The organism is Nitrospirillum amazonense (assembly GCF_007828045.1).
Classification (GTDB): Bacteria; Pseudomonadota; Alphaproteobacteria; order Azospirillales; family Azospirillaceae; genus Nitrospirillum; species Nitrospirillum amazonense_C.
In genome coordinates, this window is the sequence record NZ_VITN01000002.1 from 271930 (window position 1) to 297865 (window position 25936).

At 67.6% G+C, this 25936-nt stretch carries 24 protein-coding genes and 1 tRNA gene; 13 read left to right on the plus strand and 12 right to left on the minus strand.

Annotated features, from left to right (window positions below; all coding sequences use genetic code 11):
• Positions 1–13: 13 nt before the first annotated feature.
• The 6 genes from FBZ89_RS03695 to FBZ89_RS03720 all read right to left on the minus strand — a co-directional run bounded on the left by FBZ89_RS03695 (position 14) and on the right by FBZ89_RS03720 (position 3500).
• Positions 14–89, minus strand: a tRNA-Phe gene (locus FBZ89_RS03695).
• Between the two features lie 209 nt (positions 90–298).
• Positions 299–511: a DNA gyrase inhibitor YacG gene (locus tag FBZ89_RS03700; RefSeq protein WP_145748682.1), complete on the minus strand. Its 213-nt coding sequence runs from the start codon at positions 509–511 to the stop codon at positions 299–301.
• An 11-nt stretch (positions 512–522) separates the two neighbouring features.
• Entirely contained in the window at positions 523–1842 is a 1320-nt protein-coding gene (locus FBZ89_RS03705) for a ribonuclease E/G (protein WP_145748683.1), read from the minus strand.
• A gap of 13 nt (positions 1843–1855) precedes the next feature.
• Positions 1856–2452 carry a Maf family protein gene (locus tag FBZ89_RS03710; protein WP_145748684.1) on the minus strand — a complete coding sequence of 199 codons (597 nt, stop codon included), beginning with the start codon at positions 2450–2452 and terminating at the stop codon, positions 1856–1858.
• Positions 2453–2499: 47 nt separating this feature from the next.
• Positions 2500–2718, minus strand: coding sequence for a translation initiation factor IF-1 (infA, locus tag FBZ89_RS03715; RefSeq protein WP_044559220.1), 219 nt, complete (start codon positions 2716–2718; stop codon positions 2500–2502).
• A gap of 218 nt (positions 2719–2936) precedes the next feature.
• Entirely contained in the window at positions 2937–3500 is a 564-nt protein-coding gene (locus FBZ89_RS03720) for a thermonuclease family protein (RefSeq protein ID WP_145748685.1), read from the minus strand.
• A gap of 234 nt (positions 3501–3734) precedes the next feature.
• Here FBZ89_RS03720 and cysQ point away from each other — a divergent pair, with 234 nt between their 5' ends.
• The 6 genes from cysQ to FBZ89_RS03750 all read left to right on the plus strand — a co-directional run bounded on the left by cysQ (position 3735) and on the right by FBZ89_RS03750 (position 10469).
• Positions 3735–4535 carry a 3'(2'),5'-bisphosphate nucleotidase CysQ gene (cysQ, locus tag FBZ89_RS03725; protein WP_145748686.1) on the plus strand — a complete coding sequence of 267 codons (801 nt, stop codon included), beginning with the start codon at positions 3735–3737 and terminating at the stop codon, positions 4533–4535.
• A 161-nt stretch (positions 4536–4696) separates the two neighbouring features.
• Positions 4697–6013, plus strand: coding sequence for an SAM-dependent methyltransferase (locus FBZ89_RS03730; RefSeq protein ID WP_145748687.1), 1317 nt, complete (start codon positions 4697–4699; stop codon positions 6011–6013).
• Between the two features lie 155 nt (positions 6014–6168).
• Positions 6169–7671 (plus strand): replicative DNA helicase, encoded by a 1503-nt coding sequence (locus FBZ89_RS03735; RefSeq protein WP_186457179.1) that lies wholly within the window; start codon positions 6169–6171, stop codon positions 7669–7671.
• A 19-nt stretch (positions 7672–7690) separates the two neighbouring features.
• Entirely contained in the window at positions 7691–8851 is a 1161-nt protein-coding gene (gene alr / locus FBZ89_RS03740; RefSeq protein ID WP_246172021.1) for an alanine racemase, read from the plus strand.
• A 56-nt stretch (positions 8852–8907) separates the two neighbouring features.
• On the plus strand, positions 8908–9678 hold the full coding sequence (locus tag FBZ89_RS03745; RefSeq protein ID WP_145610143.1) for an MlaE family ABC transporter permease: 771 nt from the start codon (positions 8908–8910) through the stop codon (positions 9676–9678).
• The gene (locus FBZ89_RS03750) at positions 9675–10469 is read left to right on the plus strand and encodes an ABC transporter ATP-binding protein (protein WP_145748690.1); all 795 of its coding nucleotides are present in this window, start codon (positions 9675–9677) and stop codon (positions 10467–10469) included. Before FBZ89_RS03745 ends, FBZ89_RS03750 begins: the two co-directional genes overlap by 4 nt.
• 76 nt (positions 10470–10545) lie before the next feature.
• On the opposite strand, the gene FBZ89_RS03755 is transcribed toward FBZ89_RS03750, so the two are convergent.
• Complete coding sequence (locus FBZ89_RS03755; RefSeq protein WP_145748691.1) at positions 10546–10914, minus strand: hypothetical protein; 369 nt, start codon at positions 10912–10914, stop codon at positions 10546–10548.
• Positions 10915–11150: 236 nt separating this feature from the next.
• Positions 11151–12527: an amidohydrolase family protein gene (locus tag FBZ89_RS03760; RefSeq protein WP_246172022.1), complete on the minus strand. Its 1377-nt coding sequence runs from the start codon at positions 12525–12527 to the stop codon at positions 11151–11153.
• Between the two features lie 229 nt (positions 12528–12756).
• Here FBZ89_RS03760 and radA point away from each other — a divergent pair, with 229 nt between their 5' ends.
• From radA to purF, 3 genes are all read left to right on the plus strand, one after another.
• Positions 12757–14184, plus strand: a complete 1428-nt coding sequence (gene radA, locus FBZ89_RS03765) for a DNA repair protein RadA (protein WP_145748693.1) — start codon at positions 12757–12759, stop codon at positions 14182–14184.
• 6 nt (positions 14185–14190) lie between these two features.
• Positions 14191–14889 (plus strand): CvpA family protein, encoded by a 699-nt coding sequence (locus FBZ89_RS03770; RefSeq protein WP_145748694.1) that lies wholly within the window; start codon positions 14191–14193, stop codon positions 14887–14889.
• Between the two features lie 61 nt (positions 14890–14950).
• Positions 14951–16405 (plus strand): amidophosphoribosyltransferase, encoded by a 1455-nt coding sequence (gene purF, locus FBZ89_RS03775; RefSeq protein ID WP_004274437.1) that lies wholly within the window; start codon positions 14951–14953, stop codon positions 16403–16405.
• 160 nt (positions 16406–16565) lie between these two features.
• Here the strand turns inward: purF and FBZ89_RS03780 are convergent, their stop codons facing one another.
• Positions 16566–17042, minus strand: coding sequence for a hypothetical protein (locus tag FBZ89_RS03780; protein ID WP_145748695.1), 477 nt, complete (start codon positions 17040–17042; stop codon positions 16566–16568).
• A 528-nt stretch (positions 17043–17570) separates the two neighbouring features.
• Here FBZ89_RS03780 and FBZ89_RS03785 point away from each other — a divergent pair.
• Positions 17571–18020: a helix-turn-helix domain-containing protein gene (locus tag FBZ89_RS03785; RefSeq protein WP_145748696.1), complete on the plus strand. Its 450-nt coding sequence runs from the start codon at positions 17571–17573 to the stop codon at positions 18018–18020.
• A 15-nt stretch (positions 18021–18035) separates the two neighbouring features.
• On the opposite strand, the gene FBZ89_RS03790 is transcribed toward FBZ89_RS03785, so the two are convergent.
• The 3 genes from FBZ89_RS03790 to FBZ89_RS03800 all read right to left on the minus strand — a co-directional run bounded on the left by FBZ89_RS03790 (position 18036) and on the right by FBZ89_RS03800 (position 22560).
• Complete coding sequence (locus FBZ89_RS03790) at positions 18036–18677, minus strand: hypothetical protein (RefSeq protein WP_145748697.1); 642 nt, start codon at positions 18675–18677, stop codon at positions 18036–18038.
• A 134-nt stretch (positions 18678–18811) separates the two neighbouring features.
• Entirely contained in the window at positions 18812–20344 is a 1533-nt protein-coding gene (locus FBZ89_RS03795; RefSeq protein WP_145748698.1) for a Ppx/GppA family phosphatase, read from the minus strand.
• Positions 20345–20373: 29 nt separating this feature from the next.
• The gene (locus FBZ89_RS03800; RefSeq protein ID WP_186457180.1) at positions 20374–22560 is read right to left on the minus strand and encodes an RNA degradosome polyphosphate kinase; all 2187 of its coding nucleotides are present in this window, start codon (positions 22558–22560) and stop codon (positions 20374–20376) included.
• A gap of 174 nt (positions 22561–22734) precedes the next feature.
• Here FBZ89_RS03800 and FBZ89_RS03805 point away from each other — a divergent pair, with 174 nt between their 5' ends.
• The 3 genes from FBZ89_RS03805 to FBZ89_RS03815 all read left to right on the plus strand — a co-directional run bounded on the left by FBZ89_RS03805 (position 22735) and on the right by FBZ89_RS03815 (position 25880).
• On the plus strand, positions 22735–23265 hold the full coding sequence (locus FBZ89_RS03805; RefSeq protein WP_145748699.1) for a SixA phosphatase family protein: 531 nt from the start codon (positions 22735–22737) through the stop codon (positions 23263–23265).
• A 441-nt stretch (positions 23266–23706) separates the two neighbouring features.
• A complete protein-coding gene (locus tag FBZ89_RS03810; RefSeq protein ID WP_186457181.1) occupies positions 23707–24738 on the plus strand; it encodes a methyl-accepting chemotaxis protein in 1032 nt (343 codons plus the stop codon).
• A 164-nt stretch (positions 24739–24902) separates the two neighbouring features.
• Positions 24903–25880, plus strand: a complete 978-nt coding sequence (locus tag FBZ89_RS03815) for a malate dehydrogenase (protein ID WP_145748701.1) — start codon at positions 24903–24905, stop codon at positions 25878–25880.
• The last annotated feature ends 56 nt before the right edge of the window (positions 25881–25936 follow it).

The following is a 25936-nucleotide window of genomic DNA, read 5'->3' on the forward strand; positions in this document are numbered from 1 at the left end:
GGATGGGGGAAAATGGTGCCCAGGGGCGGAATCGAACCACCGACACGGGGATTTTCAGTCCCCTGCTCTACCAACTGAGCTACCTGGGCATCCAGAGGAGATTAGCGGACGCTAAGCCCCTGATCTCGCGCGGGTTTTTGTGACCCGTTGCCGTGGCGTTGGCGTCCGCGGCGCGTCGAGGTGGCTGTATGTAGACAAGTCCGGCGGGCTTGTCCAGCCTGTTGTTTCGATCTTTTTCAGATTTTTTTTAGGCGGCTGATTTCACTCGTGAATTCCCAGATATGGCGGGTGCCAGCACCTAGTCGCGGTCCGCCCCGGGGGCGGTTTCGCCGTCCTCGTCCGTCTCCTCGGTCACGGGCACGCGGTAGCTTTCGTTCAGCCAGCGGCCCAGGTCGATGTCGGCGCAGCGGGGGGAGCAGAAGGGCTTCACCTCGGGCGCCGGTGGCCGGCCGCAGATGGGGCAAGCGGCGCGGGACTTGCGGGGCTTCAGGGGAATCGGTTGGTCGGTCATGGCAGCACCACTCACATCACGGCGTCATCGTCATCGGACAAAACACCCGGGGCCGGCGCGTCAGCCGCCACCAGGTCCAGCAGGGACGGTCCCCGGCGCTGGCGCGTCATCTCCACCAGGCCCAGGCGGGACATGCCATAGACCTGGGTATTGCCGGGATCGTCCGCCACCGCCCCGGTCAGGGCCAGGATCAGCCGTTCGCGGTCCGGCGGCCGCGACAGGTTGATGAAATCCACCACCACGATGCCGCCCACATTGCGCAGGCGGAGCTGGCGGGCGATTTCCGGCACCGCCGCCAGGTTGACCGCCAGGGGGTCGCCCTTCTCCCCCCCGTTCACGTCGATGACGGTCAGCGCCTCGGTCCGCTCGATGACCAGGCTGCCGGCGGCGGCCCCCCGCAAGGGGACGCGCGGACGCAGCAGGGTGGCGATGGCGCCGTCGAGGTCCCCGCCGTCGAACAGCGGCAGGCCGGTGGGGACGCGTTTCAGCAACGGCAGCAGGTCGGCGGCGCGGTCATCGCACCAGCGGCGCAGTTCCGCATACAGGTCCTGGCCGGCGGCGGCGCGGTCATCCACCAGGATGGCCGACACCGGCTGGCCCGTCTGTTCCATCAGGGCGCGGATGCCGGCGTGGGGGGCGGCCAGCAGCGTGACCGGCGGTCCGTCGCCGGCCCGCGCCACGCCGCGCCAGTCCATCGCCAAGGCCTCCGCCTCCTGCGCCAGCCAGTCGGCGGGCACGCCGGCGGCGGCGGCGCGCACGATCCAGCCGCCAGCCCAGCCCTGGCTGCTGACGGGCACCGCGTCGCGCACCACGGTGGTGAGGCGCGCCCGTTCGGCTGCCGCGCTGGCCCCCTGGCCCAGGCGCTTGGATACCTGGATGCCGGCCGCCAGCGGCGTGTGCACCAGGAAACGGCCAGGCAGCGCCACGTCCATGGACAGCAACGCGCCCTTGGCGCCCACGGGGTCGGCCTTGACCTGCACGATGATGGTCTGCCCGGCCCGCAAGGCCGTACCGATGGGGCCCGGGGGCCGCGCGGCCGGGCGATCCTTGGAGGCTCTTTTACCACCCCCCTGGGGGCCGCTGCCCTGGGGCACGCGCACGTCGGCGGCGGGCAGCAGACCGTCGCGGCCAGTACCGATGTCGACGAAGGCGGCGTTCATGCCGGCGACGATGCGGGTGACGCGGCCGCGAATCACGGCACCGGCCAAGGTGGGCCGCTCCACCCGGTCGATGTAGAGGTCCGACAACACGCCATCGGCCAGCACCGCGGCGCGGCGCAGGGCGGGCCCCTGCGCCGGCGATGTGACATCGATGTGGAGTTCGCGGGCCATCAGGGCCGGCCCGTCACGCGGCCACGAGCGGATCGATGCTGGCGGCACGCAGCAGGGCCGCCGTCTCGAACAGGGACAGGCCCACGACATTGCTATGGGAACCGACCAGCCCGCGCGCGAACAGGGCGGCGCGTCCCTGGATGGCATAGCCCCCGGCCTTGCCCACGCCCTCGCCACAGGCGAGATAGGCGTCGATCTCGGCGCGGCTCAGTTTCTTGAACAACACGGCGGTCTGCACCAGCCGGGTGCGGACCTTACCCGCCGCGTCGATGACGCACAGGCCGCCATAGACGCGGTGACGGCGGCCGGACAGCAGATCCAGGCAGCGGCGCACGTCGTCGGCGCTTTCCGCCTTGGGCAGGATACGGCGGCCGCAGCCCACCACCGTGTCGGCGGCCAGCACAACCGACCCCGCGCTGCGGGCGGCCACCACCTCCGCCTTGGCCTTGGCCAGGCGCAGGGCGTGATGGGCCGGCAGTTCATCCACCAGCGGGCTTTCGTCGATGTCGGCCGGGTCGATGCCGGCCGGCGTCACCCCGATCTGGGCCAGCAGTTCCCGACGTCGCGGGGAACTGGACGCCAGCACCAGCGGCGGGAGCTGTCGTGGCATCCGCCCCGTCCCGTCCGCCTGCACGCGCACCATGGGCGACCGTCCGCTTACTTGAAGCGGAAGGTGATGCGGCCCTTGGTCAGGTCGTAGGGCGTCATTTCGACGTTGACCCGGTCACCCGCCAGCACGCGGATGCGATTCTTGCGCATCTTGCCGGAGGTGTGGGCCAGCACTTCGTGTTCGTTATCGAGCTTGACGCGGAACATCGCGTTCGGCAGCAGTTCGGTCACCGTGCCGGAAAACTCGATCAAATCCTCCTTCGACATAACTTCCTTTCAGGAAAAAACGGGTGGACCGCAGGATACGCGCAATTTCGGCGACATAGGTGATGGCCCCGACGGTCGCGGTCAAGTGTTTTCCAGGCGTCGGCAGGGGTGCGCCGGTGTCTTTGCGCGGCACTGTGGCTCCGGCCCCCTATCGGGCCCCCCAATCATGTAGGTGGCATCCCGGCGGATTGCAGGCCGCCGGTGTCTTCAGGCCGGCCTCACGGCTGACCCGGGGGCTTTTTCCTGGGTTTGCCGGTGGCATCGGCCTCCAGCGTCGCCTGCCGGTCGCGCCACAGCCAGGGCGGCTCGACCCGCCCGCCCCACATGCCGGCGCGATGGCTCATGGCCAGGACCTGGGTGTTGTAATAGTCCGGTGTCAGGGCGGTGTAGGCCAGCGCCCAGCCGGCACGCACCATGATGCCGGCAACGTCCCGCCCCTCCACCGTGCACACGGCCAGGCGCCGCTGCTTGGGCGGGCTTTCCTTGGTGGTGCAGCGGACGATCTTGTCCTGGACAACGGCCTGCAGTTCCTTGGTCGCCTGGGCAAAACAGTCATAGGTGGCGCCGCGCCGGTTCTGGCAGGTTTGGCCGGGGTCGGGCGCGTCGATGCCGTAGAGCCTGATCTCCCCCCCATCGACCAGCAGGGTGTCGCCCTCGGTCGCCTGGGCATGCCCTTCGATGACGTCGCCCCCACCCCCGACGGGCGGCGGGGGCGCCGCCGCGGCGGGGGCGCCCATGGACAAGGCGAGGACGGCGATGAGGAGGGGAAGCATCGGTCTCATGGGTGCCAGTCTAGCACCGCCGCCATCGCCCGCCGCCACCCAATCGCGCGGGTTCACGGCGCGGTTGGCGCGGCCCCCCGTGACCTTGTCCTTAAAAATCGGCTTAAAATTGGACAGGCCCGCGCATGAGAGCCGCGCGTGGGCGTTCGGGTTTGGACTGTTGCTGAGCGGGCCCCGGATGCACTATTCCCCTCCCCGATCACCCCCGCGAACTACAGAGATAGGCCTGGCCCCATGACCACCGTCCCCGACCTCGCCCGCATGGACCTTGTCGCCCTTCTGGATGACATCGCGGCGCTGGCGGTCGAAGCGGGCCACGCCACCCTTCCCTTTTATGAGGGCGACCACGGCGCCACGGCCAAGTCGGACGGCAGCCCCGTCACCCTGGCCGACCACGCCGCCGAGGCGGTCATCCTGCCCGGCCTGGCGCGCCTGACGCCCGCCATCCCGGCGGTATCGGAAGAGGCGGCGGAGCGGGGCGAGATTCCGGCCGTGGCGGCCCGCCAACCCTTCTGGCTGGTCGATCCGCTGGACGGCACCAAGGAGTTCATCAAGCGCAATGGCGAGTTCACGGTGAACATCGCCCTGGTCGACAAGGGCCAGCCCGTGTTGGGCGTGGTCTATGCCCCGGCCAGCGGCGAACTGTTCGCGGGCTCCCTGGCGCCCAAACCCCTGGCATGGCGCCAACGCGCGGGCGGGGAGCGGGAAACCATCGCCTGCCGCCCGCAGCCGCGCGCCGGCGTCACGGTCGTCTCCTCCCGCTCCCACGCCAATGACGAGGCGCTGGCGGCCTACCTCAAGGCCTACTCGGTGGCCGAAACCCTGGCCTGCGGCAGTTCCGTCAAGTTCTGCCGCATCGCCGAGGGCGTGGCCGACCTCTATCCCCGCTTCGGGCCGACCTGCGAATGGGACACGGCCGCCGGCCACGCCGTGCTGCTGGCCGCCGGCGGCGGCATGACCACGCCCGAAGGCGACCCGTTCCGCTACGGCAAGGCCGGCTTCCGTAACGGTCCCTTCATCGCCCACGGCAAATAGGGGCCCACGGCAAATAGGAGCCCACGGGAAGTAGGGCCGAAGCAAAGGCGCCCCTGCCCTTTTGAGTAAATCTTAGAGCTAATAGACCCCCTGGCCGCCCGCTCGCAGACTACCTACATGTCTTTGATATGCAGGTGATTTGAGACGAGGGAGCCTTCGGCATGCTCTTGGCCAGCCTGTTCCGGTCACTGATCAAGACCGGCCACCTGACACTGATCGACGCCCACGGCCGCCGCTATGAATTCGGCCGGCGCGACCCCGATGCCCTGCCGGGCGGAGTCAGCCCCGGCGGCATCGCCGATGGCGGCCCCGCCAGCTACGGCCCCGTCACCGTGCGCGTGACCGATCCCAGCCTGCACTGGAAGCTGGCGCTGGCACCGCGCCTGTACGCCGGCGAGGCCTATATGGACGGCACGTTGGTGATGGAGGAGGGCAGCATCTACGACCTGCTGGCCCTGGTCACCCGCAACAGCGGCTGGCAGCACATCGGCTGGTCCGATCACCTGATGGGCCCCATCGAGACGCTGACGCGATACGCCCAGCAGTTCAACCCGGCACAGCGGTCCAAGGCCAACGTGGCCCACCACTACGACCTGTCCGGCAAGCTCTACTCCCTATTCCTGGACAGCGACCGCCAATATTCCTGCGCCTACTTCCCCACGCCGGAAACGACGCTGGAGGAGGCGCAGAGCCTGAAGAAGCGGCACATCATCGCCAAGCTGCGGCTGGAGCCTGGCATGAAGGTGCTGGACATCGGTTGCGGCTGGGGCGGGATGGCGCTGGAGATCGCCCGCCGGGCGCCGGGTGCAAGCATAATGGGCATCACCCTGTCGGAGGAGCAGTTGGCCGTCGCCCGCCAGCGCGCCATCGACGAAGGCGTCACCGACCGGGTAAGGTTCGAGCTGGTGGACTATCGCCACCTGAAGAGCCAAGGCTACGCCGGCCATTTCGACCGCATCGTCTCGGTGGGCATGTTCGAGCATGTGGGCCTGCCCCACTACCTGGAATATTTCGAGACGGTGCGCGACCTGATGACGCCCGAGGGGGTGGCCCTCATCCACGCCATCGGGCGGCTGGACGGGCCCGGCGCCACCAACCCCTGGATCCGCAAGTACATCTTCCCCGGCGGCTATGTCCCGGCCTTGTCGGAGGTCATGCCGGCGGTGGAGAAGGCGCGCGTCGTCACCACCGATATCGAGATCCTGCGCCTGCATTACGCCGAGACCCTGCGCGCCTGGCGCCACCGCTTCCTGGCCAGGGCCGACGAAGCGGCGGCCCTGTATGACGAGCGCTTCGTCCGGATGTGGGAATTCTACCTGGCGGGGTCGGAGTGCGCCTTCCGCTACCAGGGGCACATGGTCTTCCAGATCCAGCTGTCCAACGCCCTGGCCGCCGTGCCCCTCACCCGGGATTATATCCACAAGGCGGAGGAAGCCATGGCGCCGCGCGCCCATACGCCGGCGATGGTGGCCGAATAATGGAAAATCAGGATGTAAGGCGGGGGTCCCGCCCCCTTTCCCCACCCTTATCCCCATGATTATCCCCCTGTGGACAAAATCCATCCGCATGTTGCACTTGCCGTGCGCGCGGCGGCCGGCTATGCCATGCCTCCCCCGCTGCTACACTGATGCCCATGGACACCAAGTTGACCGACCCGGCCGCTTCCACCGGTGCGTTGCCCTATCGCACGCCGCCCCATAACCTGGAGGCGGAACAGGCGTTGCTGGGCGCCGCCCTGGTCAACAACAAGGCGCTGGAGAAGGTGGCCGAGTTCCTGCGGCCGGAGCACTTCTTCGACCCCGCCAACGGCCGCGTCTTCGCCGCCATCGCCAAGCTGGTGGAACGCGGGCAGATCGCCAGCCCCCTGACGCTGAAGGCCTATTTCGAGCAGGACGCGGACCTGAAGGAGATCGGCGGCACGGAGTACCTGGCCCGCCTGGCCGCCGGCGTAGTCACTGTGACGAACGCCGAGGATTACGGCCGCATCATCCATGACGCCTACCTGCGCCGGCAGTTGATCGACGTGGGCGAGGACATGGTCAACACCGCCTACAAGCACGACCTGGACGTGGGCGCCAGCGACCAGATCGAGGAGGCGGAGAAGAAGCTGTTCGACCTGGCCGCCACCGGCGACGCCCAGGGCGGCTTCGTCCCCTTCGAACGGTCGCTGAAGGCCGCGATCGAGATGGCGGAGGCGGCCTACAAGCGGTCCAGCCACGTCACCGGCGTCACCACCGGATTGCGCGACCTGGACGGCAAGCTGGGCGGCCTGCACCCCTCGGACCTCATCATCCTGGCCGGCCGCCCCTCCATGGGTAAGACGGCGCTGGCCACCAACATCGCCTTCAACGCCGCCCGCGCGCACATGAAGAGCAGCGGCAAGGAAGGCGCGCCGGTCGGCTTCTTCTCGCTGGAAATGTCGGCGGAACAGCTGGCCACCCGTATCCTGGCCGATGAGGCCGAGGTCAGCGGCGACAAGATCCGCCGCGGCGAAATCCACGGCAGCGACTTCCCCCGCTTCATCGAAGCCAGCAACTACATCTCCAAGGTGCCGTTCTTCGTGGACGACACGCCGGCCCTGTCCATCACCGCCGTGCGCACGCGCGCCCGCCGCCTGAAGCGGACCCATGGCCTGGGCATGATCGTGGTCGACTACCTGCAGTTGCTGCGCGGCGGCGGAATCAACAAAACCGACAACCGCGTGCAGGAAATCTCCGAGATCACGCGCGGCCTGAAGGCCATCGCCAAGGAGCTGGACTTGCCGGTGATCGCGCTGTCGCAGCTGTCGCGCCAGGTGGAAAACCGCGAGGACAAGCGTCCGCAGCTGTCGGACCTGCGCGAGTCGGGCTCCATCGAGCAGGACGCCGACGTGGTCATGTTCGTCTACCGCGAGCAGTACTATCTGGAGCGTGCCGAGCCGTCGCGCCGCCCGGAGGAGGCGGAGGACAAGTTCAACGACCGCTACCAGCGCTGGCAGCAGCGCCTGGAAGAGGTGCACGACACGGCCGAGGCCATCATCGCCAAGCAGCGTCATGGCCCGGTGGGCACCGTGCGCCTGCACTTCCATGGCGAATTCACCCGCTTCTCCGACCTCGACACCCACCATGCCCTGGCCGGCGCCGGCGACGATTACTGAGGAGCCGGGGGTGTCGTCCGTGGATTTCCCGAGCCAGGTGCCGGTCGGCGCCGGTGCAGTCCTGGCCATCGACCTGGATGCCATCGCGGGCAACTGGCGGGTCTTGCGCGACCATGCCCAGCGGACCGGCCGCGCGGTCGAATGCGCCGGCGTGGTCAAGGCCGACGGCTATGGCCTGGGTGCCGCGCCGGTGGCCATGGCCCTGGCCAAAGCCGGCTGCCGCAGCTTTTTCGTCGCCGACCTGGAGGAGGCCGCGGCCTTGCGCGCGGTGTTGTCCCCCGGCACCTTTCCCGACGCGCGTGTCCTGGTCCTGCACGGCCCCACGGCAGGCACGGAGCGGGAGATGGCGGCCCTGGGCCTGACGCCCATCCTGAACAGCCTGGACGACATCGCCCGCTGGCGGGCCACGGCGGTGGCTCTTGGCCGCGCCCTGCCCGCCTTCATCCATATCGACACGGGCATGAACCGCCTGGGCCTGGACGACCGCGACGCGCGGTATTTGGCGGGCGAGCCTGGCCTGCTGGCCGGCCTTGCGCTGACCGGCTGGATGAGCCACCTGGCCAGCGCCGACGTGGCCGGCGACGGCTTCGCCGCCGAGCAGGACGCCCGCTTCCGGGCGCACCTGGCCCGGCTGCCCCGGGCGCCGGCCAGCCTGGCCGCCTCCTCCGGCATCTTCCGGGAACCGGCTCTGCTGCACGATCTGGTGCGGCCGGGGGCGGCGCTATACGGCGTGAACCCGACACCGGAGGCGCCCAACCCTATGGCGCCGGCGCTACGCCTGCTGGGCCGCATCCTGCAGGTGCGGGACGTGCCGGCCGGGGCCACGGTGGGCTATGGCGCGACATATCGCGCCACGGCGCCGGCGCGCCTGGCCACCATCGCGGTGGGCTACGCCGACGGCTACTGCCGCGCCCTGGGGTCCTCCGGCCATGTCACCATCGCCGGCGTGCGCGCCCCCGTGGTGGGTCGCATATCCATGGATCTGCTGAGCGTGGATGCGACGCGGGTCCCCCAGGACGCCCTGGTTCCCGGCGCCTTCGCCGAGCTGATCGGTCCCGATCGGCCGCTGGATGACGTGGCCGCGGATGCCGGCACCATCGGCTATGAGATCCTAACAGGGCTTGGCCGGAGGTTTTGCCGCGTGTATCAGGGGGCGTGGCCTGTTGCGGCGCACCCGTGACGGGACAATGGCAGTTCGGCATTGTAAGTCCCTTATATGACTGAGGAGCGGAGCGGATGGGGTTCTTGAGCGGGATCGGCCGGGCCACCCTGGTGTTCCTGGCCGCCACCGGGCGACTGGCCCTGTTCACGGCGCGCGGCCTGTCGCACTGCGTCCGTCCCCCCTTCTATCCCCGCCTGCTGGTCCAGCAGATGCGGGAGATCGGCTACAACAGCCTGCCCGTGGTGGGGCTGACGGCCCTATTCACCGGCATGGTGCTGGCGCTGCAAAGCTATACCGGCTTCGCCCGCTTCAACGCCTCCAGCGCCATCGCCACCGTGGTGGTGCTGTCCATCACGCGGGAGTTGGGGCCCGTCATGGCGGGCCTGATGGTGGCGGGCCGCGTGGGCGCCGCCATGGCGGCCGAGATCGGCACCATGCGGGTGACGGAACAGGTCGATGCCCTGACCACCCTGTCCACCAACCCGTTCAAATACCTGGTGGCGCCCCGCCTTCTTGCGGGCACGCTGATGCTGCCCTGCCTGGTGCTGGTGGCCGACATCATCGGCGTCTTCGGCGGCTATGTCGTCAGCATCTACCGCCTGGGCTTCAACCCGTCGGCCTACCTGACCAGCACGGCGCAGTACCTGCAGACCATCGACGTCGTCTCCGGCCTGGTAAAGGCGGCGGCCTTTGGTTTCATCATCGCGCTGATGGGCTGCTACAACGGCTACCATTCCAAGGGCGGCGCCCAGGGCGTGGGGGCGGCCACCACGCACGCCGTCGTCTCCGCCTCCATCATGATCCTGATGATCAACTATCTGCTGACGGGGCTGTTCTTCTCATGAGCACGGTATCCCCCCACTCTGACACCCCCAAGATTGAACTCATCGGCGTCAAGAAGGCCTTCGGCCCGAAGAAGGTGCTGGATGGCGTCGACCTCAGCGTCGCCAAGGGTGAGTCCTTCGTCATCATCGGCGGTTCGGGCACCGGCAAGTCGGTGATGCTGAAATCCATCCTGGGCCTGCTGCGGCCCGACGCCGGCACCATCAAGGTCGATGGGGAGGAGACGACCCATATCGACGGCCGTGCCCGCGACCGGGTGATGACCAAGTTCGGCATGCTGTTCCAGGGCGGTGCCCTGTTCGACAGCCTGCCCGTCTGGCAGAACGTGGCTTTCGGCCTGATCCAGGGCCAGGGCATGAAGCGGTCCCAGGCGCGCGACATCGCCATCGAGAAGTTGGCCGCCGTGGGCCTGGGCCCCGATGTCGCCAACCTGTCGCCGGCGGAGCTGTCGGGCGGCATGCAAAAGCGCGTAAGCCTGGCCCGTGCCATCGCCACCACCCCCGAGATCATCTTCTTCGACGAACCGACGACGGGCCTGGACCCCATCATGGCCGACGTCATCAACGACCTGATCGTGAAGTGCGTGCGCGACCTGGGCGCCACCGCCCTGACCATCACCCACGACATGGCCAGCGCCCGCAAGATTTCCGACCGCATCGGCATGCTGTACCAGGGCAAGCTGATCTGGCAGGGCCCCACCAGCGCCATCGACGACAGCGGCAACGCTTACGTCGACCAATTCATCCATGGCCGGGCCGAGGGCCCGATCCAAATGCAGGTGAAGCTGGGATAAGGGCCGGCACTCAATCCATGTTGTTTTGTTGATATAGGGCGCGGATGCGCCCGCCCGGCGCTTGAGGGAACCGGCGTTAAGCCGCGACCCTTCCCCAGCCGGCCGTGGCCATTTCCGCCGGCAGGTCCACCTTTTGCCCTGCCGCCCAGGCATAGGCGGTGGCCATGTCGCTGAAGGCACGCAGCTCATGCCCGGGGATGAACAGGCGGGCCAGGTTCAGGAGGAAGCGCAGGCCGGCGTTGTGGCTGACCACGGCCGCCCGGCCGCCGGCACGGCCGCGCATGGCCTCACCCATTATGGCGCCCATGCGGCGGATGGCGTCCGGCGAAACGTTGCCGACATGCAGCCGCAGGTCGGTCACGCTGTTCCACGTGGCGACGTCCATATTCCAGGCCAGGATTTCCTCAATGTAATCGGCAATGGTTTCCCCGCCGACATCGTCCATGATCAGAACACAGATGACCCTGGATGAAGGATTCAATTTATGCTGTATTTTATACATTTCCGCACTGCCACCGGAAACGAGGACGGCGGAAGGGGTAACACAGCCGAAACTTTACCGGCATGATCATTTTACCGGTCACAATTTCAAAAACGTAACCAGCTTAGCTACATAGGTAGCAGACGGACGGCGCCAATACTGGACAACGCCCCACACCGACCTTTCCCGGAATCACTTGTTCAGTCGACATCGCCGGCTTCATCCGGAGCGATGGGCCGGAAGTCCGTACGGTTGTACCGGCGGCCGCGCTTCACCGTGTAGACGACGCTGCGCAGGTTGGCGATATCCTGGGTCGGGTCCTTGGCGACGAACACCAGATTGGCCAGCTTGCCCGCCGCCACCGTGCCCATGCGCGACTCCAGGTTCAGGGCGCGGGCCCCCATCTGCGTGCCGGCCTGGATGGCGGCCAGGGGCGTGAAGCCGGCCTGGCGGACCAGCAGTTCCAGTTCCTCATGCAGGGCGGGATAGGCATCGGCGGCGGGCGTCTCGCCGTCCGTGCCGGCGGAAACGGCCACGCCGGCGGCATGGGCCTGGGCAGTGATGCGGGCCGCCAGATCGCCGGGGCAATAGGACCCGGGCGGGTTGGGCTTGCCGGCCCAGCGCTTGTCGCCCTCGGCATAGACGCGCACGGTGGCGTCCAGCACCTGGCCGTGGTGCTTCATGCCGTCAAACAGCCCGGCCAGAAGGGGGTCGGGATTGCCGATACGGGCCGGGTCCACGGGCGCGCGGTCATGGTACTGCGTCGGCTTCACCGGCAAGGCCTGGTAGGCCAGCATGCAGGCGTGGGACAGCACGTCCACCCCGGCCTCGATCTCCTCCGCCGGGGTGGCCGGGAAGACCATGGCATGGGCCCAGACGCGGAAGCCCTGGGCGTGCGCCTCACGCGTGATCCCGGCCACCAAGTCGGCCGGCAGGTTGGCGTAAATCTTGATGGCGCTGGCGCCGGTGCCGCGCGCCAAGGCCACCGCCACCTTCAGGTCCGTGGCCGGGGTGATGGCCTGCATCCACGGCACCTCCCCCGGCGTTGCCCCCTTGGCCGACGCCGCCGTGCGCGGGTCCTTGAAGAAGCTGAGGCCGGCCATCAGAGCGGCGTAATAGATATCCGGCGCTGGTATTTCGCCCAGCAGGGCCGATCGCGCCAGGTCGGCCAGCGCGCGGGTGTCGCCGGCCATGTCGCGCTCCGCCGTGACACCGCCGTAGACCGCCCGGCGCAGCAGCGCCTCCTCAACCTTGCGGTTGGGCACGGTGGCGAGATGCACATGGGTGTCGATCAGGCCGGGCAGGACATAGAGGCCGCTGGCATCCACCACCGTGGCGCCCCGGGCCAGCTCGGCCGGCACCTGGCCCGCGGGCACCACCAGGGCGATGTCCTGGCCTTTGGTCACTACCGCCATGTCGGCGCGCGGTGCCGTGCCCGTGCCGTCGATCAGGGTGGCGCCGCGATAGATCACCACCGCCTCGGGCGCCGGCCGCGCCTCCTGCGCCGCCGCCATGAGCGGGACCAGTACGGACGAAACCAGCAGGGCGGAGCGGAGAAGCGTGGCGAAGGGCCTCAAGGCGGTACATCCAGACAGGAAACGGACGGTCGCAACTGTGGGCGCCAGGCCGCGCGCTGTCAATTCGCGGCGGCATCACGGCATGGCCGCCCACACCATCCTGTCGTGCGTCTCGCACGCCCCTACCCCCTAAATCTAGTGGCTGTATACCCGGCGCCGGGGTGGCGGTTCGGTGACCCAAGCTGTTATGATGGCGACCACCAGAACACCCCGTCAGGAACCCTTTCCCGTGGCCCGAAATTCCAACCGCTACGTCTGCCAAAGCTGCGGCACCGCCCACCCCAAGTGGAGCGGCCGGTGCGAGGGTTGCGGCGCCTGGAACACCCTGGTGGAGGAGGCCGCACCCGAGGCGGCGCCCAAGGGCCTGGGCAACAAGGTGCAGGGCCGGCGGCTGGAATTCGTGGATCTGTCGGGCGTGTCGGAGCAGGCGCCGCGCCGTATGACCCACATCCAGGAATTCGACCGGGTGTGCGGCGGCGGCCTGGTGCATGGTTCGGCCCTGCTGGTGGGCGGCGACCCCGGCATCGGCAAGTCCACGCTGCTGCTGCAGGTCATCTGCCGCCTGGCCCAGGGCACGTCCTGCGCCTATATCTCCGGTGAAGAGGCGGTGGACCAGGTGCGCATGCGCGCCCTGCGGCTGGGCCTGGCGGCGGCGCCGGTGAACCTGGCGGCCGCCACCAACGTGCGCGACATCGTGGCCTCGCTGGACGCGGCCGACGGCCCGCGCGTGGCGGTCATCGACAGTATCCAGACCATGTATGTGGACACGCTGGACAGCGCGCCGGGCACGGTGGCCCAGGTGCGGGCCTCGGCCTCGGAACTGATCCGGGTGGCCAAGCGCCGGGGCATCACCCTGCTGATCGTGGGCCATGTCACCAAGGACGGCCAGATCGCCGGCCCGCGCGTGCTGGAGCACATGGTGGACACGGTGCTGTATTTCGAGGGGGAGCGCGGGCACCAGTTCCGCATCCTGCGCGCGGTGAAGAACCGCTTCGGCGCCACCGACGAGATCGGCGTGTTCGAGATGGCGGAGGATGGGCTGCGCGAAGTCGCCAACCCGTCGGAGATTTTCCTGGCGGAACGGCGCGGCGACGTGACCGGCACCGCCGTCTTCGCCGGCATGGAGGGCACCCGCCCCGTGCTGATGGAGGTGCAGGCCCTGGTGGCACCGTCGCCCCTGGGCACGCCCCGCCGGGCGGTGGTGGGCTGGGACACGGCGCGCCTGGCCATGGTGATGGCGGTGCTGGAGGCACGCTGCGGCCTCGCCATCGGCGCCAATGATGTGTATCTGAACGTCGCCGGCGGCCTGAAGGTCACGGAACCGGCGGCGGATTTGGCGGTGGCCGCGGCCCTGGTCTCCTCCCTGACGGGGGAGCCGGTGCCGGCCGACGCGGTGGTTTATGGAGAGATCGGGTTGTCGGGGGAGATCAGGGCGGTGAGCCAGAGCGAGACGCGGCTGAAGGAGGCGGCGAAGCTGGGCTTCGGCACGGCGCTGGTGCCCACCCGGCGCAAGGGGTCGGGCGGCGATGCCGGCATGCGCCGCATCGAGCTGCACCACCTGTCGGACCTGCTGCCCCTGTTCCAGGCCGCCCCTGCGCAGAAAGGCGCGCCGCCCAAGAACACACCCAAGGCCGTCTCCGGCGGTGGGCGGGGCTGAGGCATCATGGATATCAACGGTTTGAACCCCCTGGACATCGCCGTCGTCATCATCGTCGTGCTGTCGGCCCTGCTGGCTTTCGCCCGCGGCTTCGTGCGCGAGGTGCTGTCGATCGGCGCCTGGGTCGGGGCTGCCCTGGTCACGCTGTATGCCTTTCCCCTGGTCAAACCCTTCGTACGCGCCCATATCGAGCGTCAGATGATTGCCGACGGCGTCGCCATCATCACCCTGTTCGTGGCGGCCTTGCTGGTGTTGCAGATGATCTGCCACACTCTGGCGGGCCGGGTCAGCGACAGCGCCCTGTCGGCCATCGACCGGTCGCTGGGCTTCGGCTTCGGGGTGGTGCGCGGCGCCGTGCTGGTCAGCCTGGGCTACATGCTCATGGGCTACATCTGGCCGGACAACAAGCCCGACTGGCTGCGCGACGCGCGCACCCGGCCGGCGCTGGAGGCCGGGGCGGACATGTTGCGCACCCTTGCGCCGTCCGACCTGCGGCACGAGGGTGAAGGACGAATTGACGCCGCGCGGATGGAAGCCGAGCGGGCCCTGGCCGCCAAGCAGGACTTGGAACGGCTTCAAACCCCGGCGATCACCCCTGCGGTGAACGCGGGTGCCAAGCCGGGTGAACAGGGCTATAACGACCGCGAACGCACGGGCCTTGATCAGCTGATCGAGAATTCCGTCGACAAGAGGAAGCCGGAGTAAGGGTTCCTCACAACGGACCGCAACGTACCAACCTCGCGCGAAAGGCGCCCGGTGATCGCTCATGCTGACCACGAACCCCTTCGACGACGACAAGTTGCGCGAGGAATGCGGCGTCTTTGGTATCCTGGGCGCCACGGACGCGGCCGCCCTGGTGGCCCTGGGCCTGCACGCCCTGCAGCATCGCGGCCAGGAATCGGCGGGCATCGTCGCCTTTGACGGGGAGCATTTCGCCGTCCACCGCGCGCTGGGCCAGGTCGGCGACAACTTCAGCTCCGAGGCGGTCATGCGCCCCCTGAAGGGCAACGCCGCCATCGGCCACGTGCGTTACGCCACCACCGGCGACACCGCGCTGCGCAACGTGCAGCCGCTGTTCGCGGATTTCGAGTTCGGCGGTTTCGGGCTGGCGCACAACGGCAACCTGACCAACGCCATGACGCTGCGCCGCCAGTTGGTGCGCCGCGGCTGCCTGTTCCAGTCCACCACCGATACCGAGGTCATCGTCCATCTGATGGCGACCGCCCGCGGCGGCAGCGTCATCGACCGCATGGTCGAGGCCCTGCGCCAGGTCGAGGGCGCCTATTCCCTGGTCGCCATGGCCAAGGACCAGATCATCGGCGTGCGCGACCCGCGCGGCGTGCGCCCCCTGGTGCTGGGCATGCTGGGCGACGCGCCGGTCCTGGCGTCGGAGACCTGCGCCCTGGACATCATCGGCGCCGACTTCGTCCGCGATATCGAGCCGGGTGAAATGGTGGTGCTGACCGCCGCCGGGGTGCAGAGCCTGCGCCCCTTCCAGCCGGAAAAGAGCCGCTTCTGCATCTTCGAATACATCTACTTCGCCCGGCCCGACAGCCTGGTCGAGGGCTCCAGCGTCTACAAGGTGCGTAAGGCCATCGGCGCGCACTTGGCCCAGGAAAGCCATGTGGACGCCGACGTGATCATCCCTGTGCCCGACAGCGGCGTGCCGGCGGCCATCGGCTATGCCGAGGAAAGCGGCATTCCGTTCGAGCTGGGCATTATCCGCAACCACTATGTCGGCCGCACCTTCATCCAGCCGACCGACAAGATCCGCCATCTGGGCGTGAAGCTGAAGCATAACGCCAACCGCCACTACATCCAGGGCAAGCGCGTCATCCTGGTGGATGACAGCATCGTGCGCGGCACCACCTCGGTGAAGATCGTGGAGATGATGCGGGCGGCCGGCGCCAAGGAGGTGCACATGCGCATCTCCAGCCCGCCCACCCGGCATTCCTGCTTCTACGGCATCGATACGCCGGAAAAGGAAAAGCTGCTGGCCCATAAGCTGTCGGTCGAGGAGATGAACCGCTATATCGGCTCCGACAGCCTGGCCTTCATCTCCAACGACGGCCTGTACAAGGCGCTGGGCCACGCCGGCCGCGACGCCAGCGGCCCGCAGTATTGCGATGCCTGCTTTACTGGCGACTACCCCATCCCGCTGACCGATTACGAGGGCACGCCGGGTGGCGAAGTCGCCTTCCTGGCGGAGCGCCGGGCTTAAGCGCCTCACCAAATAGTTCCGTGCACAAATGACCGCCCCCGGAAGTCTTCTTCCGGGGGCGTTTCGATTCCCCTATCCCCGGCCGCGCCAGGGCCGTGTGCGGGCTATGGGGGCGCGGGCCAGGGCGGTGCAGGCCAGCGCGGTGCGGGATGGTCCCCACCTATGTCCTGAGTTTGGGCGGCATGCCGCCGCCCGCCCTCTCCAGATGCCAATCCAGGGATCTCATCTCCGGCGGCAGGGCATCTTGCCCGGACGCCCAAGCAAAGCCTTGCCGCATATCGGAGAAATGCCGAAGATCATAGTCCCGCATATAAACGCGGGCCAAATTGACCAAGAATTTCTGGCCGGCGTTGTAGCTTACAACAGCGACCCGACTGCCATCGTTGTCCGGAGATCGCTTCAACGTCCCCGACTTTTGCTTTTCATTGAGTAGTTTGGACATCCGCTCCAAAGACGAATGGTGGATGTTGCCGATGAACGACCGTAGATCAACCAGGCAATTCCAAGTCCGGCCGACGTCGCCGCCCTGTATGATCTTCCCGATGTGATCCGCTATTTCATCGCCATCGATATCCCCACTATAGATAATGCATATCAACCGCAGGTGCGGAAAAAGCCGGTAATCAGCCCTGTGCATTAACCCTGTCCTACCGCGATAGGCAAAGGCTCCGGCCCGCTGTGTTGCTGCAGATTGGGCGTTGCGATCAGGTCCGGGAGCTTTATTCTATCAGGTCTTAATCAAACTTTTACCTGAACGGATGTACCGCTCGGGGGAGAAGCTACGCGTACTTGGATGGTGGCTTGGCCCGAGGAGGATCACCGGCCTGTTTTGGGACCTTTTTTCAGCACCCCCGGTGCGCCCGTCACGACCGCCTGCGTCTTCCGTGGGTGGGGCGCGACCCGCACGCCCCCTGTCCCATCAACCGTCTTAATCCCCAACAACGACGGTGCCTTGGAACGCCATTCCCATGGCCGCCCCGGACACCGGCGCCCATATGCGACCCCGTGACATCAGGAGTGGTCAAGGAGTGTTCCGACTGAACGCGAGATTGAACATGGCACGTTTTTTCGTGCCGATGAAGCACAAAATTTCGTGCCCCCGTCATTCTCTTGCCGCCACTCCCCCCCCTCTCCGTCCGCGCCTGGAAGGGCCGCGCGCGACACCATGACGGGACTGAAGGACAGGTTGCGCCAGGTCCGCGAACACCTGGGCGAAACCCAAAAAGGCATGTCCGCCCGGTTCGATCTGGGTGTGAACACCTGGCAGGGATACGAACGCCGGGGAAAGCTGCCCAAAGGCGAAACCCTGGCCCGCTTGCTGGAGCTGGACATCTCGGTGGACTGGCTGCTGACCGGCCACGGCACCATGCGCCTGACGGGCAACCGGCCGGGTTTGGACGCCCAGTTGCTGAGTCAGATCATCGACGGCGTGCTAACCCTCTACACCCATGACGGGCTGCGCCCCGTGCCGGCGGAACAAGGCCAGTTGATCAGCCGCATCTACGACCGGCTGATCGCGAATCCGGACAACAGGGAAAGGCGCGGCGCCCTGCGGTACGCGCTGGAACAGGCGCGGGAGGATTTGTTCGGCGCCGGGGCTGACGGACCGCCGTGAGGAAAGGCCGGCGCGTCAGGTGGGCGTCGGCTTCACCGCGACGATGGGGGGCAGTTGGGTGACGCCCAGGCCCAGGGCGCGCAAGGCGGCCTCGTCCCGGGGTTGCCGCGGGCCGCCGGTCTGGCGCAGGGCGGTCAAGTCTATGCCCGTGGCTTGGCGCACCCGCTCCACCACCGCCGGCGGCGCGTCCGGGCCGGCGCTGAAGTCGAAGACCGCTTCCGGCGTCACCAGGCGCTTGGGCGCGGCCGCCAGCCACCACACGCAGGGGCCGGCGCAGGGGCCGTCGATGATGACGGTGATGCCCCGGTCGACGATGGTCTGCGCCAGATCGGCCGCCGCCTGCGGATCGCCGCCCCCTTGCGACCAGATCACCAGCGTCCGGGCATCGATCGACGTGATGCGGGCGATGGTGTCCCGCATCACGGTGGTCTTGGCCTCGCCATGGGCGCATACCAGGTTCTGCCCGCCCACCCCCACGCCAGCGCCCTTCGCGTTGGGCCGGTGGCCATAGCTCCAGCAATTCAGGACCTGCTGGATGATGGGATCGGTCTCGCCCGGGCGCGCGGGTGGAAGGAAGTCGGCCCGGGCCGGCATATCGCCGGCCGCCAGCGCCACCAGAACACCAAGCGCGAGGACAAGTCGAGGGAAGAGAGCCATGGCTGCTGTCCGGGCGGGAATGAAGGGGACTGACCTTATATGGCGGCGGGGCCCGGTATTCCAACCGAAAGCCCCGTCACCGGCTGCCGCTTGGGGCGGGATGCGATAACACGTGATCCCATCCCGCTCGTGACCTAGGCCCCCGCTTCCGCCAAGGCCGGTCCCTGGACCACCACCGTGCCCTTGCGGCCCAGGACCTTGGCCAGGCCGTCCAGGCGGCGCTGCACGGCGTCACCGTCCAGCATGGCGGCGTCGCGGGGCAACAGCAGGGTCAAGGTGTCCGGCGTCAGCCGCAAGGCCGTGCGCTGCAGCAGCGTGGCGGCGCCGCCGGTCAGCGTATGGGCCAGGCGCAACGCCAGGCCCACGATCATGGCCCGGCTCAGCTGCGCCTCCGACAGCAGGGTGCGGGTCAGGCCCAGGGGCTGGCCGTCCATGGTGCCGGCATAGCGCACGAAGGAGGCCAGCGCCAGGAAAGCGCGTTCGGCATGGTCGGCGCCGGCGAACGGCATGCGCAGCACCCGCAGATAGGCGTGCTCGGCGCGATAGTCGGGATGTTCCGACCACCCCAGGTCGGACAGCAGGCAGGCGGCGGTGCGCAGGCGTGCGGCCGCCTCATCCTCGCCGGCGAACAGGGGGGCCGTCCATTGCGTCAGGGTGGCGGCCTCGCCGAACCGGCCCAACCGTTCCGCCACCTGGGTGCAGCTGTCGATCAGGGGGTCGCGCCGCCGCTCCTCGGCCGACAGCTGGTCGAACAGGAACCCCTCACGGAGCCCGTAGGCGGAGAAAACGACGCTGGACGGCTGCACGGTGCGCAGCACCCGCTCCATCACCAGGGCCGCCATGGGCAGCGTTTCCAGCCGGCGGCGGGAAACGCCCGGCATCTTCTCCAGGGAGGCGCGGCTTTGCCGCCCCACCAGGCCGGCGAAGTCGGCCATAACCCGGGCATCGACGATGTAGTGATGAATGATGTGCAGCGGGTGTCCCGTCTGCTCCATGTGCATCTTGGCCAGCGCGCGCCAGCCGCCGCCCACGGGGTGAAAGTCCCGTCCCCGGCCATCCAGGGCCCATGGCAGCTTGGCCAGTTGGGTATCGATCAGCTTGGCCGCCGATCCCGGCTTGCCCTCCACCGCCTCGATCAGGCGCAGGGGCCCCAGCGGCAGGGTCGCTTGGCGGCCGATGAGGCCCTTGTCCAGTGTCACCAACTCCAGGCTGCCCCCGCCCAGGTCGCCCATCAGGCCATCGGCGCCGGGGGTACCGGACAGCACACCCATGGCGGACAGCCGCGCCTCCTCCTCACCCGCCAGGACGGTGACGGGGACGCCGGTCAGCGCCTCCACCTCCGCCACGAACTTCGGTCCATCCTTGGCGTCGCGCACGGCGGCGGTCGCCAGGATGTCCACCCGCCCCACCTGCATGCCCTCGATCAGGCGGCGGAAACGGGCCAGATTGGCCAAGGCCAGCTTCACGCCCTCGGGGTGCAGTTTACCGGTCTTCTCCACCGACCGGCCCAATCCGCACATGATCTTCTCATTGAAGATGGCGATGGGCGAGCGTTCCAGGCGGTCATAGACCACCACCCGCATGGAGTTGGAACCGATGTCGATGACGGCCAACCGGTCGGCGCCAACGTGGCGTTCAGGGGCGGGTCGGTCAAACTTTACGGGCATGGCATCCGGTACGGGCTAAGGCAGGCGATTCAGTCGGCACGCTTCGCGGCCTTGGCGGCCGCCTTCAGCAACAGCTTGGCCGGCCCCTTGGGATCGGTGACCGCGCTGCTGCCCCGCCCCGACAGGCTGGGGTTGGTCATGAAGAAGGTGTGGGCGTTGAAGGCGCCCAGCGGTGCTTCGATACGATGATACTCGCCATCGGGGCTCAGCCGCCAGCTTTGCGCCTCATCCTTCAGGTTGGCGACCATGATCTGGTCCATCACCTGGCGATGACAGGACGGCGTCTCGATGGGTACCAGCGTCTCGATGCGGCGGTCCAGATTGCGCGGCATCCAGTCGGCGGAGGAGATGAAGACCTTGGCGCCAGGATGCGGCAAGCCCACGCCGTTGCCGAAGCAGACCACGCGGCCATGCTCCAGGAAACGGCCGACGATGCTCTTCACCCGGATGTTTTCCGACAGGCCCTTCACCCCCGGCCGCAGGCAGCAGATGCCGCGGATGACCATGTCGATGCTGACACCCTGCTGCGACGCCTCGTACAGCTTGTCGATGATGCGGGCATCGACCAGAGAGTTCAGCTTCACCCAGATCTGCGCCGGGCGGCCGGCGCGGGCATGGGCGATTTCCGCGTCGATCAGGCTGACCAACCGGTCGCGCAGGCCGATGGGGGCGATGGCGATCTTCTCCAGCGCCTTGGGCGTGGCGTAGCCGGTCATGTAGTTGAACATGTGGGCCGCGTCGTGCACCAGCGCCGGGTCGCAGGTGAAGAAGCTGAGGTCGGTGTAAATCTTGGCGGTGATGGGGTGGTAATTGCCCGTGCCGAAATGAACGTAGGAGCGCAGGCCCTTCTGTTCCCGCCGCACCACCAGCGACACCTTGGCGTGGGTCTTCAGATCGACGAAGCCGTACACCACCTGCACGCCGGCCCGTTCCAGGTCGCGGGCCCAGCGGATGTTGGCCTCTTCATCGAAGCGGGCCTTCAACTCCACCATGGCCGTGACGCTCTTGCCTGCCTCCGCCGCCTCGATCAAGGCGGCGACGATGGGGGAGTTCTTGGAGGTGCGGTACAGCGTCTGCTTGATGGCCAGCACCGCCGGGTCCTGCGCCGCCTGGCGCAGGAACTGCACCACCACGTCGAAGCTCTCGAACGGGTGGTGGACGATGATGTCCTTGTGGCGGATGGCGGCGAAGCAGTCGCCGCCGAAATCGCGGATACGCTCCGGGAAGCGGGCGTTGTATGGCTGGAACAGCAGGTCCGGCCGCTCATCGATGATCAGCTGCTTGGTCTCCGCCGGGCCGATCAGGCCGTCCAGCACGAATACGTCGTCGGTCGGCACATGCAGCTGGCCCGCCAGAAAGTCGCGCAGATCCCGCGACATGCCGGCATTGACGCACAACTGGATGACACTGCCGCGGCGGCGGCGCTTCAGCGCCGTCTCGAAGGTGCGGACCAGGTCTTCGGACTCTTCCTCGATTTCAATGTCGCTGTCGCGCAGCACGCGGAAGAAGCCGTGCCCCTTCAGGGTAAAGGGCGGGAACAGCCGGTCGATGAACAGCAGCACCAGCTCTTCCAGCAGGATGAAGCGCACATCGTTGCCCGGCAGGCGCACGAAACGGTCCAGCTGCGCCGGCAGCAGCACCAGGGCGTCCAGATGCGTGTTGCGTTCCGGATCGAACAGCTGGACCGCCAGCGAGAAGCCGGAATTGGCGATAAACGGGAAAGGATGGGCCGGATCGACAGCGATGGGCGTCAACACCGGGAAGATATCGTCCAGGAACTTCGCTTCCAGCCAGTCGGTCTCCGACGGGGTCAGCTCGCCGGGGTCGATCGCGGCGATGCCGGCCTTGGCCAGGTCGGCGCGCATCATCAGCCAGCAGGCCTGCTGCTCGCGCATCAACTCGGCGGCGCGCTCGTTGATGGCGGCCAGTTGCTGCGCCGGGGTCAGGTTGTCGTCCGACGGGGTAGCGACACCGGCCGTCACCTGCGCCTTCAGCGCCGCGACGCGGACCGTGTAGAATTCATCCAAGTTGCTGGCCGAAATGGACAGGAAACGCAGCCGCTCCAGCAGCGGATGCTGGGCGTTGTACGCTTCCTCCAAAACGCGCTGATTGAAGGCCAGCCACGACAGTTCGCGGTTGATGAAGCGTTCCGCCGACGTCATATCGATGGGGGTGGGCTCAACTTCGCGGATCGGGGTTTCCACCGCCGTGGACATGGTCGCCTCATTAACAGCACGGGTATCGGGTCGATCACCATAGGCCGCCAACGTTACCGTTTCTGGTTCCCGCGTTGTCGATCTCGTTGTTTTCGTACCCGTTCCTTTTTTCTTTTCCGGGGCCGCCGGTTCCACAGCGGGCTCGGGCAGCCGGTCCATCCTGGGGGATGTCGCGTGAAGACCCTGTTCCTGCTCCGGCATATGAAATCCTCCTGGGACGATGACAGCGTCCCTGATCATGAGCGTCCCCTGTCGCCGCGGGGGGAGCGCGCGTTAACGACCATGGCCGACTATTTCAGGCGCCGCAAGGGTGGAACACCCCAGCCCGACCTCATCCTCTGTTCCACCGCCGCCCGTACCCGGGCCACGCTGGCGGGCCTGCTGCCCTTGTGGCGCGAGACGCCACCCATGAGCGTGGACCGAGTCTTTTATATGGCGCCGGCCCGCGCCCTGGCCGATCGGCTGCGCGCCCTGCCCGACCCCACCGCCACCGTCCTGCTGATCGGGCACAATCCCGGCCTGGAGGAGCTGGCGCTGGAACTGGCCCAGGCGGAAGGGACCCATCTTCGCACCCGCATCATGGAAAAATATCCGACCGGCGCCCTGGCGCGACTGGAATTCCCTCTGGACCGATGGGCCGATCTCGCTGCGGGAACCGGTCGGCTGGCCGAATTCGTCACGCCGAGGGAGGTGGCGTCGGCGTGACGGCCGGCACCACCGGATCAACCGCCTGGGTTGTATAATTCATACAATCAAGCGATGCGCCTACAGGCGAAAACCACCCCATCCCAAATCTGCAAACTCCATCAAAAAAGTAAGTGGCGCCGGCTGCATCAATGACATAGGGTGCGGCATTCCACGATTATGCGGCGGCGGAAGACGAAACCGATTCCACTTTTGGATACCGCCTATAGGTTGCACATCGACTGTGCAGCCCTTTGCCCGCTATTTGGCCAATCCTCCACTTTCGGTTAGGGACAGGACAGCGTTCCTGCCACGAATGAACAGGCCATCCCCCTTGATTCTTAACGACTTATTAATGGCACGGTGCATCATTCGGCTCCCGGCACGTCTTTTGCGTTAGCGTAGTAACGTGACGTTCTTTGCTGCGACGCACAAAAGCTAATCAAGAGAGGTGGGGAGCCGATGGACAACAGCCTGATCGACCTGACGAAGAACGTTCTGGATGTCGCCAGCCAGAAGGTTTCGGTGATCGAGGATATCAACCGGACCACCAAGATGCTGGCCTTCAACGCCCTGATCGAGGCCGGCCGTGCCGGCGACGCCGGACGGGGCTTCGCCGTGGTGGCCAACGAGGTCAACTCCATCTCCCAGCGCGTCAGCGTGGTGGCGGGTGAACTGCGCAGCGAGATCGGCCAACTGGTCGATCGCATGACCACGGTGGGCGAGGATCTGATGACCCGCTTCCGGGGCCAGCGCCTGGCCGACCTGGCGCTGAACAGCATCGACATCATCGACCGCAACCTCTATGAGCGGTCATGCGACGTGCGGTGGTGGGCAACGGACAGCGCCGTGGTCGCCGGCCTGCAGAGCCCCTCGCACGAGGCGTTTCGCCACGCCAGCGAGCGCCTGAACGTCATCCTGCAGAGCTACACCGTCTATCTTGACCTGTGGGTGGCCGACCGCAGCGGCCGCGTCATCGCCACCGGCCGCCCCGACCGCTTCCCCCACGCCATCGGCACCAACGTTTCCAACGAAGCCTGGTTCATCGACGCCCTGCGCACCCGCGACGGCGGCGACTTCGCGGTGGAGGATGTCCGCCCGAACCCGGTGCTGGAGAACCGTACCGTCGCCACATATTCCACCGCCGTGCGCCGCGACGGCGCCCAGGATGGCGAGGTGCTGGGCGCGCTGGGCATCTTCTTCGATTGGGAACCACAGGCCCGCGCCGTGGTAACCGGTGTCCGCCTGGAAACCTCGGAACGGGCCAACACCCGCTGCCTGCTGCTGGACGCCGCCGGCCGCATCATCGCCGCCAGCGACGGCCGGGGTGAACTGACGGAAAGCTTCCACCTGGTGACCCAGGGCCAGCCGATGGGCCATTACCTGGACCGCCACGGCCGCCTGATCGGCTTCGCCCGGACGCCGGGCTACGAGACCTATCGCGGCCTGGGCTGGTACGGTGTCCTGGTGCACAACCCGCCCGGCCAAAGCTGAGCCTTCCCGGTGCCGCCTCGCCCGGTGTCGATCCCTGTCGCCACCGGGCGCCCCACCCATTAATCAACAAATACGATTGGTTTGTTCCATACGTTCTGTTGGAACGATCGCAGGATGGCGCGCAGCTTCATGGGCAAGCGCAAACCGATCCTGAGGTGCCTATCATGACCACCGCCCCCCTTCGTGTCGCCGTCTCCGGTGCCGCCGGGCAGATCGCCTATTCCCTGCTATTCCGCCTGGCCAAGGGCGATGCGTTCGGCCCCGACCAGCCCATCCACCTGTCGCTGCTGGAGATCACGCCGGCCCTGCCCGCCTTGCGCGGGGTGGTGATGGAGTTGGAGGACTGCGCCTTCCCGCTGCTGAGCGGCATCAGCGTCAGCGACGATCCGGCCGTGGCCTTCCGCGACATCGACACGGCCTTCCTGGTGGGGTCCCGCCCCCGCGGCAAGGGCATGGAGCGGCGCGACCTGCTGTCGGCCAACGCCGCCATTTTCAAGGCGCAGGGCCGCGCGCTAAATGAGCAGGCCAAGCGCACGGCCAAGGTGCTGGTGGTGGGCAACCCCGCCAACACCAACGCCTGGATCGCCATCCGGCACGCCCCGGACCTGCCGCACGACGCCATCACCTCCATGATCCGGCTGGACCACAACCGCGCCCAAGCGCAGCTGGCGGCCAAGGCCGGGGTGGACGTGACGGCGGTCGAACGGCTGGTGGTCTGGGGCAACCACTCCCCCACCATGTTCGCCGATTGGCAGCACGCCGTGGTTCGGGGCCGCCCCCTGCCCGACCTGGTTGGCGATCACGCCTGGTACCGCGACACCCTGATCCCCACGGTGGCCCAGCGCGGCACCGCCATCATCGAAGCGCGCGGCCTGTCCTCCGCCGCCTCGGCTGCCAACGCCGCCATCGATCACATGCGCGACTGGGTGCAGGGCAGCGGCGATCGCTGGGTTTCCATGGGCCTGGCGTCGGAGGGCGATTACGGCCTGCCCCAGGGCCTGGTCTGCGGCGTGCCCGCCCTATGCCGTGATGGCCGCATCGAGCGGGTGCGCGGGCTGGAACTCGACGCGTTCGCCCGCCGCATGCTGGACCGCACGGTGGCGGAGCTGATGGAGGAGCGGGCAGCCGTCGCCGACCTCTGAGCCCGTCCCGCAAAAAGGCGAAGGGCGCCCTCCCCACCCCGGGGAAGGCGCCCTTT

Bases quoted from the DNA above. Each gene is read 5' to 3' on its own strand.
- FBZ89_RS03700 (WP_145748682.1), bottom strand. From the start codon at position 511: ATGACCGACCAACCGATTCCCCTGAAGCCCCGCAAGTCCCGCGCCGCT.
- FBZ89_RS03705 (WP_145748683.1), bottom strand. From the start codon at position 1,842: ATGGCCCGCGAACTCCACATCGATGTCACATCGCCGGCGCAGGGGCCC.
- FBZ89_RS03710 (WP_145748684.1), bottom strand. From the start codon at position 2,452: ATGCCACGACAGCTCCCGCCGCTGGTGCTGGCGTCCAGTTCCCCGCGA.
- infA (WP_044559220.1), bottom strand. From the start codon at position 2,718: ATGTCGAAGGAGGATTTGATCGAGTTTTCCGGCACGGTGACCGAACTG.
- FBZ89_RS03720 (WP_145748685.1), bottom strand. From the start codon at position 3,500: ATGAGACCGATGCTTCCCCTCCTCATCGCCGTCCTCGCCTTGTCCATG.
- cysQ (WP_145748686.1), top strand. From the start codon at position 3,735: ATGACCACCGTCCCCGACCTCGCCCGCATGGACCTTGTCGCCCTTCTG.
- FBZ89_RS03730 (WP_145748687.1), top strand. From the start codon at position 4,697: ATGCTCTTGGCCAGCCTGTTCCGGTCACTGATCAAGACCGGCCACCTG.
- FBZ89_RS03735 (WP_186457179.1), top strand. From the start codon at position 6,169: ATGGACACCAAGTTGACCGACCCGGCCGCTTCCACCGGTGCGTTGCCC.
- FBZ89_RS03745 (WP_145610143.1), top strand. From the start codon at position 8,908: ATGGGGTTCTTGAGCGGGATCGGCCGGGCCACCCTGGTGTTCCTGGCC.
- FBZ89_RS03750 (WP_145748690.1), top strand. From the start codon at position 9,675: ATGAGCACGGTATCCCCCCACTCTGACACCCCCAAGATTGAACTCATC.
- FBZ89_RS03755 (WP_145748691.1), bottom strand. From the start codon at position 10,914: ATGGACGATGTCGGCGGGGAAACCATTGCCGATTACATTGAGGAAATC.
- FBZ89_RS03770 (WP_145748694.1), top strand. From the start codon at position 14,191: ATGGATATCAACGGTTTGAACCCCCTGGACATCGCCGTCGTCATCATC.
- purF (WP_004274437.1), top strand. From the start codon at position 14,951: ATGCTGACCACGAACCCCTTCGACGACGACAAGTTGCGCGAGGAATGC.
- FBZ89_RS03780 (WP_145748695.1), bottom strand. From the start codon at position 17,042: ATGCACAGGGCTGATTACCGGCTTTTTCCGCACCTGCGGTTGATATGC.
- FBZ89_RS03785 (WP_145748696.1), top strand. From the start codon at position 17,571: ATGACGGGACTGAAGGACAGGTTGCGCCAGGTCCGCGAACACCTGGGC.
- FBZ89_RS03790 (WP_145748697.1), bottom strand. From the start codon at position 18,677: ATGGCTCTCTTCCCTCGACTTGTCCTCGCGCTTGGTGTTCTGGTGGCG.
- FBZ89_RS03795 (WP_145748698.1), bottom strand. From the start codon at position 20,344: ATGCCCGTAAAGTTTGACCGACCCGCCCCTGAACGCCACGTTGGCGCC.
- FBZ89_RS03800 (WP_186457180.1), bottom strand. From the start codon at position 22,560: ATGTCCACGGCGGTGGAAACCCCGATCCGCGAAGTTGAGCCCACCCCC.
- FBZ89_RS03810 (WP_186457181.1), top strand. From the start codon at position 23,707: ATGGACAACAGCCTGATCGACCTGACGAAGAACGTTCTGGATGTCGCC.
- FBZ89_RS03815 (WP_145748701.1), top strand. From the start codon at position 24,903: ATGACCACCGCCCCCCTTCGTGTCGCCGTCTCCGGTGCCGCCGGGCAG.